The 15,425-nt window shown below is 62.1% G+C and carries 16 protein-coding genes; 9 read left to right on the forward strand and 7 right to left on the reverse strand.

Annotated elements, in window-relative coordinates:
• Positions 1 to 171: 171 nt before the first annotated feature.
• Complete coding sequence (locus B5D49_RS09240) at positions 172 to 1,104, reverse strand: radical SAM protein (RefSeq protein ID WP_078717412.1); 933 nt, start codon at positions 1,102 to 1,104, stop codon at positions 172 to 174.
• A 96-nt stretch (positions 1,105 to 1,200) separates the two neighbouring features.
• On the opposite strand from B5D49_RS09240, the gene B5D49_RS09245 reads away from it, so the two are divergent.
• The 3 genes from B5D49_RS09245 (at position 1,201) to B5D49_RS09255 (ending at position 3,604) form a co-directional block, all read left to right on the forward strand.
• Complete coding sequence (locus B5D49_RS09245) at positions 1,201 to 2,166, forward strand: tRNA (adenine-N1)-methyltransferase (RefSeq protein WP_078717413.1); 966 nt, start codon at positions 1,201 to 1,203, stop codon at positions 2,164 to 2,166.
• A 182-nt stretch (positions 2,167 to 2,348) separates the two neighbouring features.
• Positions 2,349 to 3,026 (forward strand): PAQR family membrane homeostasis protein TrhA, encoded by a 678-nt coding sequence (gene trhA, locus B5D49_RS09250; protein ID WP_234990673.1) that lies wholly within the window; start codon positions 2,349 to 2,351, stop codon positions 3,024 to 3,026.
• 110 nt (positions 3,027 to 3,136) lie between these two features.
• Positions 3,137 to 3,604: a hypothetical protein gene (locus tag B5D49_RS09255; protein ID WP_078717414.1), complete on the forward strand. Its 468-nt coding sequence runs from the start codon at positions 3,137 to 3,139 to the stop codon at positions 3,602 to 3,604.
• 43 nt (positions 3,605 to 3,647) lie between these two features.
• Here the strand turns inward: B5D49_RS09255 and B5D49_RS09260 are convergent, their stop codons facing one another.
• From B5D49_RS09260 to B5D49_RS09285, 6 genes are all read right to left on the reverse strand, one after another.
• The gene (locus B5D49_RS09260; protein ID WP_078717415.1) at positions 3,648 to 4,688 is read right to left on the reverse strand and encodes a TIGR00341 family protein; all 1,041 of its coding nucleotides are present in this window, start codon (positions 4,686 to 4,688) and stop codon (positions 3,648 to 3,650) included.
• Positions 4,685 to 5,650 (reverse strand): phosphotransferase, encoded by a 966-nt coding sequence (locus tag B5D49_RS09265; RefSeq protein ID WP_159447189.1) that lies wholly within the window; start codon positions 5,648 to 5,650, stop codon positions 4,685 to 4,687. Before B5D49_RS09265 ends, B5D49_RS09260 begins: the two co-directional genes overlap by 4 nt.
• Before the next feature lie 121 nt (positions 5,651 to 5,771).
• A complete protein-coding gene (locus tag B5D49_RS09270; protein WP_234990677.1) occupies positions 5,772 to 6,434 on the reverse strand; it encodes an ABC transporter ATP-binding protein in 663 nt (220 codons plus the stop codon).
• A 56-nt stretch (positions 6,435 to 6,490) separates the two neighbouring features.
• A complete protein-coding gene (locus B5D49_RS09275) occupies positions 6,491 to 7,564 on the reverse strand; it encodes an efflux RND transporter periplasmic adaptor subunit (RefSeq protein WP_078717418.1) in 1,074 nt (357 codons plus the stop codon).
• Positions 7,561 to 8,091 (reverse strand): hypothetical protein, encoded by a 531-nt coding sequence (locus tag B5D49_RS09280; RefSeq protein WP_078717419.1) that lies wholly within the window; start codon positions 8,089 to 8,091, stop codon positions 7,561 to 7,563. The genes B5D49_RS09275 and B5D49_RS09280 overlap by 4 nt, the downstream gene beginning before the upstream one ends.
• 130 nt (positions 8,092 to 8,221) lie before the next feature.
• A complete protein-coding gene (locus B5D49_RS09285) occupies positions 8,222 to 9,616 on the reverse strand; it encodes a phosphomannomutase/phosphoglucomutase (RefSeq protein ID WP_078717499.1) in 1,395 nt (464 codons plus the stop codon).
• Positions 9,617 to 9,696: 80 nt separating this feature from the next.
• On the opposite strand from B5D49_RS09285, the gene hflK reads away from it, so the two are divergent.
• The 6 genes from hflK (at position 9,697) to B5D49_RS09315 (ending at position 15,163) form a co-directional block, all read left to right on the forward strand.
• Positions 9,697 to 10,791, forward strand: coding sequence for an FtsH protease activity modulator HflK (gene hflK / locus B5D49_RS09290; protein ID WP_078717420.1), 1,095 nt, complete (start codon positions 9,697 to 9,699; stop codon positions 10,789 to 10,791).
• Positions 10,788 to 11,639: a protease modulator HflC gene (hflC, locus tag B5D49_RS09295; RefSeq protein WP_078717421.1), complete on the forward strand. Its 852-nt coding sequence runs from the start codon at positions 10,788 to 10,790 to the stop codon at positions 11,637 to 11,639. Before hflK ends, hflC begins: the two co-directional genes overlap by 4 nt.
• Positions 11,640 to 12,111: 472 nt before the next feature.
• A complete protein-coding gene (locus B5D49_RS09300) occupies positions 12,112 to 12,834 on the forward strand; it encodes a LexA family transcriptional regulator (RefSeq protein WP_078717422.1) in 723 nt (240 codons plus the stop codon).
• A 135-nt stretch (positions 12,835 to 12,969) separates the two neighbouring features.
• Entirely contained in the window at positions 12,970 to 13,821 is an 852-nt protein-coding gene (gene panB, locus B5D49_RS09305) for a 3-methyl-2-oxobutanoate hydroxymethyltransferase (RefSeq protein ID WP_078717423.1), read from the forward strand.
• Positions 13,818 to 14,192: a VanZ family protein gene (locus B5D49_RS09310; protein ID WP_078717424.1), complete on the forward strand. Its 375-nt coding sequence runs from the start codon at positions 13,818 to 13,820 to the stop codon at positions 14,190 to 14,192. Before panB ends, B5D49_RS09310 begins: the two co-directional genes overlap by 4 nt.
• Positions 14,193 to 14,200: 8 nt before the next feature.
• Entirely contained in the window at positions 14,201 to 15,163 is a 963-nt protein-coding gene (locus B5D49_RS09315; protein WP_078717425.1) for a hypothetical protein, read from the forward strand.
• Positions 15,164 to 15,425: the final 262 nt, after the last annotated feature.

A 15,425-nucleotide genomic window follows, 5' to 3' on the forward strand; every position in this document is an offset into this window, starting at 1 on the left:
TCGACGGCAACACGTCGAAATCCGAAAACAGGGGCTTTTGCGTCCTGCCGCAAGTGAAAAAATCATCCGACCGCCGCTGTTTGCCGCCAGGATTCCGGGGGATGCATCCCCGGCAACCACATGGCGGGCCGGGCGCGGACGCCGATACGCAACGGACGCGCGCCAGGGCGCTCAGCGGCGCACGGAATAATACGGGCCGCCCTCTCCTTCCCGGGTGACCAGAGCGTTTTCCCGCTCCAGCCGTTCCAGCGCCTCGCGCACCCGTTCCGGGGCAAGCCCGATTCCACCCGCCAACTGTAGTACGGTTTGCGGTCTGCGCGCAAGCGAGGATCGCACCGCATCGGCAGCTTGCTCGGGTGGCAATTGCCGGACCCGGGCTTCGGCATGGGCCGCGTGCGGCTGATGCGCGTGCAGCGCCTCGCGCCAGCGGGCCATGGTGCTTTCATCCACGGCCCTGGCCGCATCCAGGGTTCCGGGCCGGGTAAGGGTTACCACGTCCACACGGTCCGGGTCCAGGCGGGGAACGAATTCCTGCAACGCCTGCAAGTTTTCCTTGGAATCGTTGTATCCGGCCGCCAGGAGCACCTCCAGAAAAATCGCGCCGGAAAACTCCTCACGAAAGGCCAACAGCCCCTGTGCAACGGTTTCCGGATCCACACCCGCCACACAACGGTTGAGTCGGCGCATTTCCTGGGGTACGAGAGAATCCAGGGAAGGAAGAACCACATCGGCAAGGCAAAGCTCCCGACGCACGTCGGGCAGGTGCAGGGTGCTGGCGTTGGTGAGCACGGCCACGGGCTTGCCCGGAACAATGCGCCGCACTCCCCGGATGACCTCGCCCATGTCCGCGTTGAGCGTAGGCTCACCCGAACCGCCCAGGGTCACGTACTCGGTATCCCCGCCCTCCGCAACCCAGCGGGAAAGCTCGTCCAAAATTACCCGGGCGGGTACCCAGGCCCGGCGATCCAGGGTCAGGGTGGTGGTGGCGCCCACCTCGCAGTAGACGCAATCCATGCTGCAGATGTTTTCCCCAAGCAGGTCCAGGCCCAATGAAAGGCCAAGCCTGCCGGACATGACCGGTCCGAAAATATACTTGAATGCCATGGCGTCCGTTTCCGATGGTTTGGAGCCGTCTTCGGCTTGACGAGGTACGGGCCGCTACCGTACCTGATGGTGCGCGAACAGCGCGAGGAGGCTTCCATGTTGAATTCTGGAGATTTGGTACTGCTCATCAGCCCCAAGGGCAAGCGGTATCTGCATAAGCTCGACCCCCAGGCCGAGGTCCACACCCACGACGGCCGCATTCTCATGTCCGAGGTGGCCGAGGCAGGATACGGACGCCGCGTCCGCACCCATTTGGGCAGACCCTATCTCGTGCTCCGTCCCACTGTGCACGATTTGATCAAAAACGTGAAGCGGTCCACCCAGATTATGTACCCCAAGGAAATCGGCTATCTGCTGCTGAAATTGGGGGTTGGCCCGGGCATGACCGTAATTGAGTCCGGCACCGGATCCGGCGGCCTGACCACGGCTCTGGCCTGGTACGTGGGCGATACCGGCAAGGTCATCACCTACGAACGGCGCGAGGAATTCTACCGCCTGGCGCGCAAGAACCTGGAACGCGTCGGCCTGGCCCATCGTGTGGAGCAGGTCAACCAGGATATTTCCGAAGGATTCCGGCACAACGGCGCCCACGCTCTGTTCCTGGACGTACGCACGCCCTGGGATTACCTAGAATCCATCCCCTCCGCCGTGATCCCCGGAGCCATGTGCGGCTTTTTGCTGCCCACGGTGAACCAGGTCAGCGACCTGCTGCGCGGCCTGGAGCGCGGCCCGTTCCAGGATGTGGAAGTGCTGGAAATCCTGGTCCGCCGCTACAAGCCCGTGGCCGACCGGCTGCGGCCCGAAGACCGCATGGTGGCCCACACCGGTTTCCTGGTCTTTGCCCGCTACATTGAGGCGGATTCTCCCAAGGATGCGCTTGAAACCGCGGCCCCCCAGACGGAACAACATCCCGCGGAGACCGACGGCGGCACCCTGGAAGCCGCTTCCGAACAGGCCGTGCCGAATCCGGAACCCGGCGAACGCATGCAGGCCGAATTCGGCGTACCCGGCCAGCACACCGCCGCCCCCGAAGCGGACGACGACGGCAGCGACGCCCAATAATTCGCGGCCCAACGCGATGCCGACCAACCCACTGCCCCGGCCTACGGGCATGTCTGGTCGGTTCTGCCACAAACACTCCACAGGGAGCGGCCCGGGCTGCTCCCTGTTTTTTTGGCACGGCGGGCAACGCGCCTTTGCGTTACGCGCTTGCCCGGGCTATACTTCCGACAGGAGGATGCGAAATGAGTGATTCCGTGATGCGCCGTCCCTTTTGCGGACTGCGCGACCCCCTGGCCGGCCTGACCCATCTGCTGGGCGCGCTCGGCGGGATTGCGGCCCTGGTGGTCCTGCTGGTCCGTGCAGCGACCCACGGCACGGCCTGGCATGTGACCTCATTCGCTATTTTCGGCGCGGCCATGATCCTGCTCTACACGGCCAGCACGCTCTACCACTGGATCCCCTACGCAGAGCGGCGCACCCGGCGACTGCGCAAGCTGGACCATCTGATGATCTTCGTGATGATCGCGGGTACCTATACGCCCATCTGCCTGGTGCCGCTTCGCGGCGCATGGGGCTGGTCCATTTTCGGCGTGGTCTGGGGGCTGGCCCTGGCGGGCAGTGCGGTCAAGCTCTGCTGGATGAACGCCCCGCGCTGGCTTTCCACAGGATTTTATATTTTGATGGGCTGGGTGGTGGTGGCCGCGGTGTGGCCGCTGGTGCAAGCCCTGACCCCGGGAGCGCTGCTCTGGCTGCTGGCAGGCGGACTGAGCTACACCCTGGGCGGCGTGGTCTATGCCCTGCGCCGACCCGATCCTTGGCCCCGGGTGTTTGGATTCCACGAGATCTTCCACATCTTTGTGCTGCTGGGCAGCTTTTGCCATTTTTGGGTCATGTACGCCTACATCGCCCAACTGCCCTGACATTTCCCAGCCATTGCCTGACAAGGCCGTAAATATTGCGGCAACGGTTTTTCCCTTGCGCATTCCATGCTACACTGCGTGCTGCTTAAGACTGTCTTCGGGGGTACGTGATGCAAGGGAACCATCGTTTTTTGCAGACCATGGGGTATGGAATCGCAACGCTTCTTTTGGCGCTGCTCTGGTCCGGCATGGGCCATGCGCGCTCCAGCTCCGGGGTGGACGTCGAATTCTTTGGCATGCCCGGCACGTTGCGCGAACACAACGTCAATGAAAAAGGACTGCCCCAGTTCATGGCAACCCTTTCCCGCCATCGGGATCTGCTGCAAAACGCCCATGTACTGGTTACGGAACAGAAGAGGATCGACGCCACCGGGTTCCGTTCCGCCACGGGCAAGGCATCCTTTGTAATCACCCTTGCACTGACCAATGACGTGGTGCTCAAAACCAGGGAGAATATCTGCCCCTGGTCCAATCTGGACCGCTGTTTGAACCGCTCGGCCGACCACGCGATGCGTACCTATCGGCAAATGCAGCGCAAGCACGGCGTGAATCCCGGCTCCACGCTGATGAATCTCTGATTCGCGCAGGGGCAGCCAACCCCGCACCTTCACCCGGATGCGGTCAAAAAAAGCGCCAGTTCAAAACGATCACAGCGGTCACCGCCAACAAAAGCATCGTCCAAAATGCCAGGGCGCGAAACACAGCAGACCGGGCGGACCGGATTTCATGGTACCAGAGAGGCCGCACTCCGCGGATCGCAAAGGTCAATACCCCGGCCAGATTCAGACAGACCACGTTGGTCAGGGCGAGCAACCCCGCACTTGCGGCATGGTCCAGCTCTCCGGCTCCCCAAAACAACCCGCAGGCCGAAAGCGGCGGCACTAACGCCAGAGCCACCATGACCCCCACCAGGGCCGTGGATGCCCCCCGGCTCAACGAGACGATGCCCGCCACGCCAGCCGCCAGGGCCAGGGCCACGTCCGAAAGGCCCACCACGGTGCGCGCAGCCAATTCCCCGGACCCTGCATCAGCGCCCAGCAACCAGCCGAGCGCCAGCGCCGGAGCAACAACCAGAGCAATGCCCCCGGCCAGGGTTCCCAACGAGGCGCGGGCCAGCCGCGCATCCCCAAGAACCGTGGCCAAGGCCAGCCCCACATTGGGACCAAGCAGCGGCGCAATGACCATGGCGCCGATGACCACGGCGGGGTTGTCCCGCAACAGGCCGATGGACGCCACCACCGACGCCAGCGTGGCCAGCAGCGCAAACAGCCCGGTGAACTCCGCTCCCTCCTGCACCGCGGCCCGCAACTCTTCCCGAATCACGCCCTCACGCTTTGGGGACGCGTCCGGCGTCTCGGTCTGCTCAGGTTCCGATCCAGGTTCGCTGTTGTTTTCCGGCGGTTCCAATCGGGGAATCGTGGCCTGGACCGGATAAATAACGATGCGGAAGCCGGTTTCCCCGGAAAAGCGTCGCTCCAGCCGGTCCACCAGCCCGGAAGCCACATCCCCGTCCAACAGCACCCGCGCCCGCAGCGGCTCATCGTCCTCGTCCTCGCCCGCGCTCCAGCTCAGAAAACGGTCGTCGTCGAATTGTCGCATTTCCGCGAGCACGCGATCCTTGCCCGCGTTGTCGCATACGATTTCCACCATGCGCAGACTCATGCCGCTTCTCCCTCTGGAACGGCACTATTCCAAACAGATCGCAGGTGATCCGCCTCGCGCAGCAGCCATTCCATGTAGTCCAATTCCATGTCCACCAAATCCCCGTCGCCCTGCCGAAGCCACTCGGCAAGCCAGGCCGAGCGTTGCAAAACCATAAACTCCGGAAGCACAGCCCAGGACGCGGCCGAAAGGATCCCGGCCCGGGCCACGCCCTGAACCAGCCCGGCCGCCAACGGACCCACCAGCCCCGACGGATGCTCAAACCCGAGGCAACCCAGCATATTCCCCACATCCCAGCACTCGGGCCGCAACCCGAGAAATTCCCAATCAATGACGGCCACGGCTTTGCGGCCGCGCCAGAGCACGTTCAGGGGGTGAAAATCCCCGTGTTGCCAGGATACGGGCAACGCGGACAAGGCGTCTTGATGCGACTTCAAACCGCGCAATACAGCGCAAAGCCGGGAATGGACCCGGGGGTGGGCGCGCCGGACCGTTTCCTCCAGATCCCGGGCATAGGCAAGTGGATCCAGAGCCGGACCCAACGGATCAGCCGCTTTCAAAGGCAGGTTCCGGCAGGCCGGGGAAAAATCCGTGAGGAACGCGGCCAGTTCCACGCCCCGTTCGGCATGATCCAGATATCCCGGCCTGGGCAGAGGGTCGCTCGGCACATAACGGGTCAGCTGCCAATGCATGCCCGCACACCGGCCCACATGCTCCTGGTTCACGCTGCGGCGAATCTCGGGCAGACGCTCCAGCCCCATAGCGCGCAACCGCTCCAGGATGCCGGCCACGGCGCGCCGACGGTCCAGCTGATCCCGGCGAAGCTGCTCCAGGATCCATTGTCTGCCCTGCCGGTCCTCGCGCACGGAGCGTGCCGCGCAGCGTTGCGGACTGCCGCACAAGGCAACGCCCGGCAACACCCGACGGGTACGCAATCCGAACATTTCCAGGGGATCAAGCATGGATCGACCTCCGACGACGCCTGCCGGGTCGTTGAACAAAAAACGGCCCTGATCACGGCGTGCAGGCCGTTGCTGCCGTACAAGGCAGCAGGCGCGGCCAGGGAAACCATGGCCGGAACGGTTAGATAGGCTCTGCCTCCACCACCCGGCCGTCATGCAGGCGGATGACCCGTTGCGCGGCCGCGGCCGTGGCCTCGTCGTGGGTCACAAGAATGATGGTGGTGCCTGCGGCATTGATTTCCGTAAACAATTCCAAAATCTCCGCGCTGGTCTGCGAATCCAGCTGCCCGGTGGGTTCGTCCGCCAAAATCACGTCCGGGTCGTTGAGCATGGCCCGGGCCATGGCCACCCGTTGCTGCTGGCCGCCGGAAAGCCGCGTCGGTTTAAAGCGCATCCGGTCGCCAAGTCCCACGCGTTCCAACAAGGAAGCGGCCCGGCGACGCAGTTCCGCCTGGGACCGGTCCGCGTACATGCCGGGCAGGAGCACATTGTCCAGGGCCGTGGCATAGGGAATGAGGTAAAAACTCTGAAACACAAATCCGAGCCGCTGGTTGCGCAGGTCCGACAGGGCGTTGTCGTCCAGGGTGGAGACATCCGCGCCGTCCAGATAATACCGGCCCGAGGTGGCACGGTCCAACAGACCGATAATATGCAGAAGCGTGGATTTTCCCGAGCCGGAGGTTCCCTGCAAGGCCACAAACTCGCCGGGCCGGATGCGCAGGTCAATGCTCTTGAGGATTTCCACGGTGCCGCCGGAGCCGGTGTTTTCGTCCTCCCCGGCCATGGCAAACACCTTGCCCAATCCTTCCAGCCGGATCATGTCCGGGCGTTCCTGACGGTTCATCGCGCCCCCGCCCCCACGTCCGGCAACACCAACTGGGTAACCACCTCGTCACCCACGTTCAGACCGGACCGCACTTCGCTCCGCTCCAGTCCGCGCAGCCCCAGCTCCACGTCCACACGCTCGGGAACGCCGCCGCGCAGCACAAACACGGCCTGCTCGCCGTTGACCCACTTCACGGCCTCATTGGGCATGGTGGGCACGTTCTCCCGCCGCTCCACCACGATGCGACACTGGGTGGTCATCTCCGGGCGCAAGGGATGCTCGGGGTCGAAGATCACGTCCACCAACGCGCGGTAGTACACAATGTTGTCACGGATTTCCGGTTCGGGATAGACCAGCTTGACCTTGCCGGTAAAAGCGCGGTCCGGGTAGGCGTCCACGAAAAACTCCACATCCTGGCCCGGATGGGTGCGGCCCACGTCGGTTTCATCCACATAGATCCACATCTCCAGACGGGTGGGATCCAGCACGGTGATAAGGTTGGAGACCTGCAACCCCGAAACCACGGTTTCCCCTTCCTGGGCCGTGATGTTGGAGACCACTCCGTGGATGGGGCTGAAGATGCGGTAATAGGAAAGCTGCACGCGCAGACTCTCCAAAGCCGCGGCCGCGGCCTGGGATTCGTAACGCGTCACGCGGGCGTCTTCCAGGGCTTCATCCAGAGAGGACTGCGGCTCCAATTTTTGACTGACGAGCCGTTTTTTGCGCTCCAGGTCTTTGGCGGCGCGCACTGCCTTGGCATCGGCAAGACGCGCCCGGGCCTGGGCCTCGGCGAGCTTGGCCCGAATTTCCCGGTCGTCGATCTCGGCCACAAGCTGTCCGGCCTCGACCTCGTCCCCCACCTTCACGGGGATATCCACCAGCACGCCGGTGGCGCGCGCGCCGATCTTGACCTGCGCGCCCACCTGCGCCTTGACGATACCCGTGGCCTCCAGCAGGTGGCGCACCTCGCCCTGTTCCACCGAAGCGGTCTGCAGCACGGTGATTTCCCTTTGGGTGCCGCTGGAACGCCAGATCAGCACCCCGGCCACTACCGCCAGGATCAAGCCCAGGAGAATGAATTTTTTCATGGATCCTTTTCCGCTTCCACGGCTCCTTCGGTTCCGTTTCCGTCCGATTTCGCACGGCTTTTCCGTTCCTGTTGCAACACGTCGTTGAACTGGTCCGGTGGGTTGTCCCACGTCGGGGTCTTGCGTCGCAGCAGCCCCGAGAGGGTCGGTCCCGTCAGAGTATACCCGCAGGAGTCGGGAAGGTCCACGCCCCGCAACCACAAAGAGGGGCTTGGATGATTCCGGCACAGGGGCAAGCGATCCCGATAGCAACGGCAACGCCCGTCCGGGGCGAGCCAGGAGCATCGGAACAGTATACGGCCGTCCGTGTCGCGCCCGACCATGTTCAGACGCTCATACCCGGGTTGTTTTTCCATGAGCTGTCGGAAATGTCGCCGGGTCCGAACCCAGTGACCGCTGTCGCACAACGCGATTTCCCGACAACAGCTTCCGCATTGCAGGCAATGTCCCTCCACCCTGGGCTTTTGCCGGGTGAGCAGACAAAGCAGCCTTCGCCACAATGAGCGTGCCGCCCAAACGGTCAGCATGGCCGCCTCCGGCCGGATCCGGGTCCGGCCCGCGTGTTCCCCCGCGGAAAGGGGCTTGGTTCTCCTTCGGCAACGGTCCGAACCGCAGCCGGCCACCCTCAAAAGGCAAGCCGGTCACCGGACCGCCCCGTCATTGCAATGCGCGTACAGCGCGATTCACTGCATCGCACACGACAGTGCGTAATTCCTCCAATTGTGTGCGGGTTGCGGCCTCGAAACGCAGCGTCAACTCGGGCTGCGTGTTGGAGGCGCGCACCAGACCCCACCCACCGGGGTGGAGCACGCGAACCCCGTCCACGTCAATGATGCGATGCTGCTTTTCCAAATCTTTTTGCACCCGGCGCACCACTTCAAACTTGTGTTCATCGGGACAGGGGATGCGTATTTCCGGAGTGGACTCCGCCGGGGACCAATCTTCCAACATGCGCGACACCGGCCGGGAGCTGCGGGACACCAGGGCCGTGAGCCGCAAGGCCGCGTACGCGGCGTCGTCCCAACCGAAAAAGCCTTGCCCAAAAAAAATGTGTCCGCTCAGTTCCCCGGCCAGGGCCGCGCCCTGCTCCCGAAGCGCCCGTTTCATGATGGAATGGCCGGTCACGCCCATGACCGCTTCCCCGCCATGGGTCTCGATGTCGTCAAACAGCCGCTGGCTGCATTTCACGTCCGCAATGATGCGCGCTCCGGGAACGCGGGTCAGCACATCCCGGGCAAAGAGAGCCAACAAACGGTCACCAGGCCATAATTCCCCGGTTTCATCCACCACGCCCAAGCGGTCGCCATCCCCGTCCAGGCCCAGGCCAAGGTCCGCGCCCACGGTTTTGACCCGTTCCTGCAACTGGCGCATATTCTCTTCCACAACCGGATCGGGATGGTGGTTGGGAAATGCGGGATCCACGTCACAAAATAGCCGCTCCACCCGGATACCGGCCTCGGCTCCGGCCCGCTCCAGCAGATCCGCGGTGAGCGTTCCGGCCGGACCATTGCCGCCATCCACCACGATGTGCAGCGGTTTCGCCCCATTGGCTGGCGGCTGAATGCGTTCCAGTCCGGCCACCTCTTCCAGCCAGGAGGGAATGGGATCGTGGCTGCCGAGCACCCCGCGACCGACAGCAAACACCCCGCGCTCGAAAATATAACGTACTTCCTGAATTTCTTCCGGGCTGAGTACGGTGTCCCCGCCCCACAACTTACAACCGTTGTACTCCGGCGGATTGTGGCTGGCCGTGACCATGCCCCCGGCCCTGGTCCCCAGGGAATGCACCGCATGGTACAGCACGGGAGTGGCCATGCAGCCCCCGAGGAGCACGTCCCGCCCCGTGGCGAGCAGCCCCCGCGCCATGGCCAGCTGGTATTCCGGCGAGGAGGCCCGCCCATCCCTCCCCAGGACAACCCGCCCCAAACCGCGCTCCGAAAGCCAGGTTCCAAAAGCCCTTCCAAGACGCTCCATCCAGGATGCGGTAAAATCCACACCAACCACACCACGAATGTCATAGGCCCGGAAAACGGCGTCCCCACTCCGTTGCATCGACTTTTCCATACCGATCTTTCCCTTTTCCGCCGCCGGATCATCTTGACCTGTTTGCGTACAATGCCTATGTCAACCCCATGAACTGGGATTGGGAAAAACTGCAAAAGCAGCAGCAACAACGGCGCGGCCCTCTCGGCGGTGGTCCACCAAACATGGACGAATTCTCCGAGAAACTCAAACAATTCAAAAATTTCAAGTTCCCCGGCTTCAAGCTGCTCATTGTGGCGGTCGTGGTACTTTGGCTGCTGACCGGCATTTTCATCGTCGGACCGGCGGAACGGGGCGTGGTCAAACGGTTCGGAGAATTCAACCGGGAAACCGGGCCGGGACTGCATTATCACGTCCCCTACCCGATCGAAAGCGTGATCACCCTGAACGTGGACCAGGTGCGGCGCATTGAAATCGGCTTCCGCTCGGCCTCGCAGGACCGCAACTTCCAGCAGGGCCAGACGCGCAGCGTGGAGGATGAGTCCCTCATGCTCACCGGCGATGAGAACATCGTGGACGTGCAGTTCTCGATTCAGTACCAGGTCGCGGATGCCATGTCCTATCTTTTCAATGTGGACGGACCCGACGCCACGGTGAAATCCGCGGCCGAAGCCGCCATGCGCGAGGTCATCGGCAAAAACCGCATTGATGCGGCCCTGACCACGGACAAGCAGCGCATCATGAACCAGACCCAGGAACTGATGCAGCACATCCTGGACATGTACCAGACCGGCATCCTGCTCGTGAACCTCCAGATGCAAAACGTGCATCCGCCGAACGAAGTCATCGACGCGTTCAAGGACGTTGTCAGCGCCCGCGAAGACCGGGACCGGCTGCGCAACGAGGCGGAAGCCTACCGCCGGGACATCCTGCCCCGGGCCAAGGGACGGGCTGAAGCCATGATCCGTGAGGCCGAAGCCTTCAAGGCCATGCAGGTGCTTGGCGCCGAGGGTGACGCCTCCCGCTTCAAGGCCGTGGCCGATGAATACAAAAAGGCCAAGGACGTGACCCGCACCCGCCTCTACCTGGAAACCATGGAACACGTGCTCCAGAACCCGAATACCGAAAAATTGATCCTTTCGGACGACGCATTGCAAAAGGCCGTTCCCTACCTGCCGTTGGGCCAGTTGCCCGACGCCCGCCCGCGTACCGGCGGAGCCAAGACCCAGGGAGGTGCCCAGTGAAGCGCTCCAGCATCATTCTCCTGCTCCTGCTCTTCGTCGTCGTTGTCTCGGCGCTGGAATGCGCCTTTACCGTAGACCAGACCCAGCGGGCCATCCTGCTGCAATTCGGTCGCCCCGTGGGTGAATCGTCCTATGATCCGGGCCTGCATTTCAAGCTGCCCTTCGTGCAGGACGTGCTCTACTTCGACTCCCGCATTCTGGACTACGACGCCAAGCCCGAGGAAATCCTCACCGAAGACAAAAAGAACATGGTGGTGGATTCCTACGCCAAATGGCGCATTGAGAATCCCCTTACCTTTTACCGTAAATTCAAAACAATCCCCGGGGCGCTGGCCCGACTGGACGACGTGGTTCGCGGCCAGTTGCGCGAGGTGCTCGGCCGCTATGAGCTGAAGGAAATCGTGGCCCACAAGCGCAAGGAACTGCTTGAGGAAGTGACGGTGCGCACCCGCGAACAACTCAAATCCTTCGGCATCAGCGTGGTGGACGTGCGCATTCGCCGCACGGACCTGCCCCCGGAAAACCAGCGCGCCATCTTCAACCGCATGCGGGCCGAGCGTGAACGCCAGGCCAAGCAGTACCGCGCCGAAGGCCAGGAAATGGCCGCCAAAATCCGCGCCCAGGCAGACAAAGAACGGGCTGTGCTGCTTTCCGAAGCGCAAAAAAAGTCGCAGATCATCCGAGGTGAGGGTGAGGCCGAGGCCACCAGCATTTATGCTACCGCCCTGGAGGAAGCTCCCGACTTCTACGAATTCAAGCGCAGCCTGGAAGCCTATGAAAAGAGCCTCAAGGACGGCACGCGGGTGATCATGACGCCCAAGTCCCCCTTCCTGAAGCACTTTCAATAGCCCCCGACCTGACGCGTAACAGACTTAAACCCTACCTTCCGCAACATACGGGAGGTAGGGTTTTTTATGCCCTATAGCTTGCTGTCCTGTATTTTGCCTTCCTGAACAATGTTCATTCTTCTGGAATAATTACATTTTTGAAAAATCGCAAAACCTATTGACATTTTGACACAGTTGTATAGTACATGGACCAGCATCCCGTGTGGGTGCTAAAAACGAGGGGATCGGGGTTTTCTCCCGATCAATCAACGAGGGGTGCGGGAGGCAACTCCCGCTTTTTTGTCCGAGGCGCGTCTGCCGTTCGTAGCCATTGCGCCCATGCCTGCACGGGCTGGGTCTGTCTGCTGTTCGAACTCAACCCGCTCTCATTTTTGCCTGCAATGCGCCCGCGGTATTGCGGGTTCCTTGCGGTGCTTCCGTTCCCCCCACACTCTCGGACACAAAGCCAGGTTAGGAATAAGGAGATTTGTACATGCCCAAACCCAAAAAGAAATGCGACGAAGCGTTGGAAAAATGGTTTGAATCCGCGCTTGAGCGCATTAAGAAAGCCACGGGAGCGCGCACCCAGGTGCAGCTGGCCGAGGTTCTCAATGTCCGTCAATCCAGCATCTCCGACGCCAAGCGTCGCTGTTCCATTCCTGCGGAGTGGTTTCTCAAGCTCTACCGTAGCCATGGACTGAATCCGGATTGGCTCTCGGACGGTTCCGAGCCGGTCTATCTGAACCCGAGCATGGCCAAGGTCTCCGCGGACCAGATTCTTCGTGAGACGCCGGCTCCCTACGGCAAGCCCCATTCCCGGGGTCGGGTTGTCCCGGTTTCCTCCACCGGCGGAAAAGATGCCGGTTCGGACACCTGGGAACCGCTGCCCGTCGAGGAATTGTCCATTCCCGAGTCCTACTACCGCGACGGTCTGCTCGTGGTCCGACAGGACAACCGCAGCATGGAGCCTCTGCTTCTGCGCGGCGGCTTCATCGGCATCGACACCAAGCAGCGTCAGCACCCGGACGGCGATCTCTGCGCCGTGCACTTCCCCCACCAGGGGCTGCTCATCCGCCGCGTCTACTTCCGCGACGACCAGTTCGTGCTGCGCGCCGACAACAAGGAGCATGAAGACATCCATGTTCCCGCCGACCAGATGGACTCCCGCACTGTGGGCCGCGTCATCTGGGTTCTGCAAAACTTTGCGCCGCTCTAAGCCGGTTGCATCGCTCTCATCAGGCCGGGCAGTCCGCTGTCCGGCCTTTTCTTTTTCCCGGACTTGACTCCCCGTACGGCGCGGCCTAGTTTCATACCCCCTGTCATAGAGCCGCAACGCCTGGAGGTTGTTTCCATGTCCAGCCGCCCCTGTTCCGACGCCAAGCCCGTCACCGTTCCCGAAATCCGCGCCGCCAAAGGCGAACGTAAACTCTGCATGGTCACGGCCTACGACTACCCCTCCGCCCGCATAGCGGATCAGGCCGGGGTGGACATGATCCTGGTGGGCGATTCCCTGGCCATGGTGGTGCTCGGCCAGCAGGACACCCTCGGCGTGACCATGGAAGACATGCTCCACCATACCCTGGCAGCCTCCCGGGGCCGTTCCCGCGCCCTGCTCGTGGGGGACATGCCTTTTCTCTCCTACCAGGCCGACGTGGCCGAGGCCGTGCGCAATGCCGGGCGATTCCTCGCCCAGGGCCGTGCCAACGCCGTCAAACTTGAGGGCGGCAAAGCCTATGCCCCGCACGTGGCCGCCATGGTGGGCGCGGGCATCCCCGTGGTAGGGCATGTGGGTCTTACACCCCAATATTTCAATACACTGGGTGGCTTTAAAACCCAGGGCCGCAGCGCTGCATCGGCGCGGGCCATGCTGGAAGACGCCAAAGCCCTTGAGGAAGCGGGCGCATTCGCCATGGTGCTGGAAGCCGTTCCCGAGGAAACCGCCGCCCTGATCACCCGGGAGCTGACCATCCCCACCATTGGCATCGGCGCGGGCAATGTCACGGACGGCCAAGTGCTGGTTCTGCACGACCTGCTGGGCCTGTTTGACCGCTTTGTGCCGAAATTCGTCAAACAATACGCGCAAATCGGTCCAGCCATGGTGGATGCGCTGCAAAGCTACTGCGACGAGGTTCGCTCGGGAGCCTTTCCCGCGCCGGAGCACACCTTCCGCCTGCCTCCTGAGGAACGGGATAAACTCGCATGAACCGCCGCTGCATCACGGGTCTGCCCCTTCTCTTTTGGCGAGCCGTTTGGGTAGGGTACGTCCTCTGGGTGCTCTGCATGGCCCTTGGGCCTGCCTCGGTACAGGCCAGTCTGGAGTTGAACGATAAGCTGCTGCATTTTGGCGCATTTCTGGTTATGGTGCTGTCGTTTCCGTTCCGCATCACCTGGCCCGGCCTCTGGATTCCCACAGCCCTTACCGTGGTTCTGGCAGGCTTCATTGAACTGGCCCAGGATCTCTCGCCCACCTGGGGACGTCATCCGGAATTTCTGGACTTTTTCGCCGGTGTAGCCGGAGGTCTGGCCGGGCTGGGGCTGCGCCTTTTTCTGCAACACCGCAACACACGACAATAACACCGCCTATGCCTGATCCGACACTGCTTTGGGATGGACTTTTCTGGCCGCTGCTGCGCTTGACCTTTTTCATCAGCGTAGGCCTGATGGTGGGCAACTTCATTGAGTCCCTGCATTGGACCCGGGGCGTGGCCAAGCTCGCGGAACCTCTGATCCGCACGGCCCGGCTCAAGGATATTTCCGGGGCAAGCTTTTCCCTGGCCTTTTTTTCCGGCGTGGCCGCCAACACCATGCTGGCCGAAGCCTACGAAAAAGGGGATCTGACCCGGCGAGAGCTGATTTTTTCCAACCTGTTCAACAGCCTGCCCACCTATTTTCTCCACCTGCCCACAGTGTTCTTCATCACAGCGCCGTTCATTGCCGAGGCCGCGTTTCACTATGTGGGCCTGACCGCGTTCGCGGCACTGCTGCGCACCGCGTTCATCGTGCTGCTGGGCCGCTTTATGCTGCCGCCCCTGCCCGAAGGCTGTGTTGTCTGCCTGCTCGACGATGAGCCAAGCAGCGAGAGCAAGTTCCGCAAGGCACTGCGCAAGACCTGGCAGCGGTTCAAAAAACGGCTGCCCAAAATCATGTACATCACCACGCCCATCTACACGGCCTTCTTCCTGCTCAAGCAGTTGGGCGCCATGGATATGCTGGAAGCATTCATGGCCGAACACGTTTCCCTGCTTTCCTGGCTGGAACCCCAAGCGCTCGGCATCGTGGCCTTTCATATGGTGGGCGAGTTCACGGCGGGACTTGCCGCGGCAGGCGCCCTGATTAACGACGGGGGACTCACGGCCCAGCAGATCGTACTGGCCCTGCTGGTGGGTAATGTGCTTTCTTCCCCCATGCGGGCCATGCGCCACCAGTTCCCCTACTATGCGGGCATCTTCCCTGCGGGCATGGCCCTGCGGCTCATTGTGTTCAACCAGAGCCTGCGCGTGATCAGCGTGGCCTTGGTGGCCACGGGATATGCCTTGCTTTTCTAACATCCCTCAATACCCGGCATTCAACGCGCACCCGCTCGGAATCACTGACCCAGCTTTGCATCCGTTGTAATCGTCTATTTTTTCACAGAATTTTTCCGCCCAGGCGCATGAAAGACACCCTGACATACTGTGAGTATATCAGGGTGAACCTTCATTGTTATGAAGCGACAGATGTTCACCCACTGAGATTGTCCAAGATGGGTATACTCTAGATGGGCTTTTCGTTAACGGCATCGCCAAAGCTCAGACCACGGCCATACTC

The organism is Paucidesulfovibrio gracilis DSM 16080, from assembly GCF_900167125.1.
In the GTDB taxonomy this organism is placed as follows: Bacteria; Desulfobacterota; Desulfovibrionia; order Desulfovibrionales; family Desulfovibrionaceae; genus Paucidesulfovibrio; species Paucidesulfovibrio gracilis.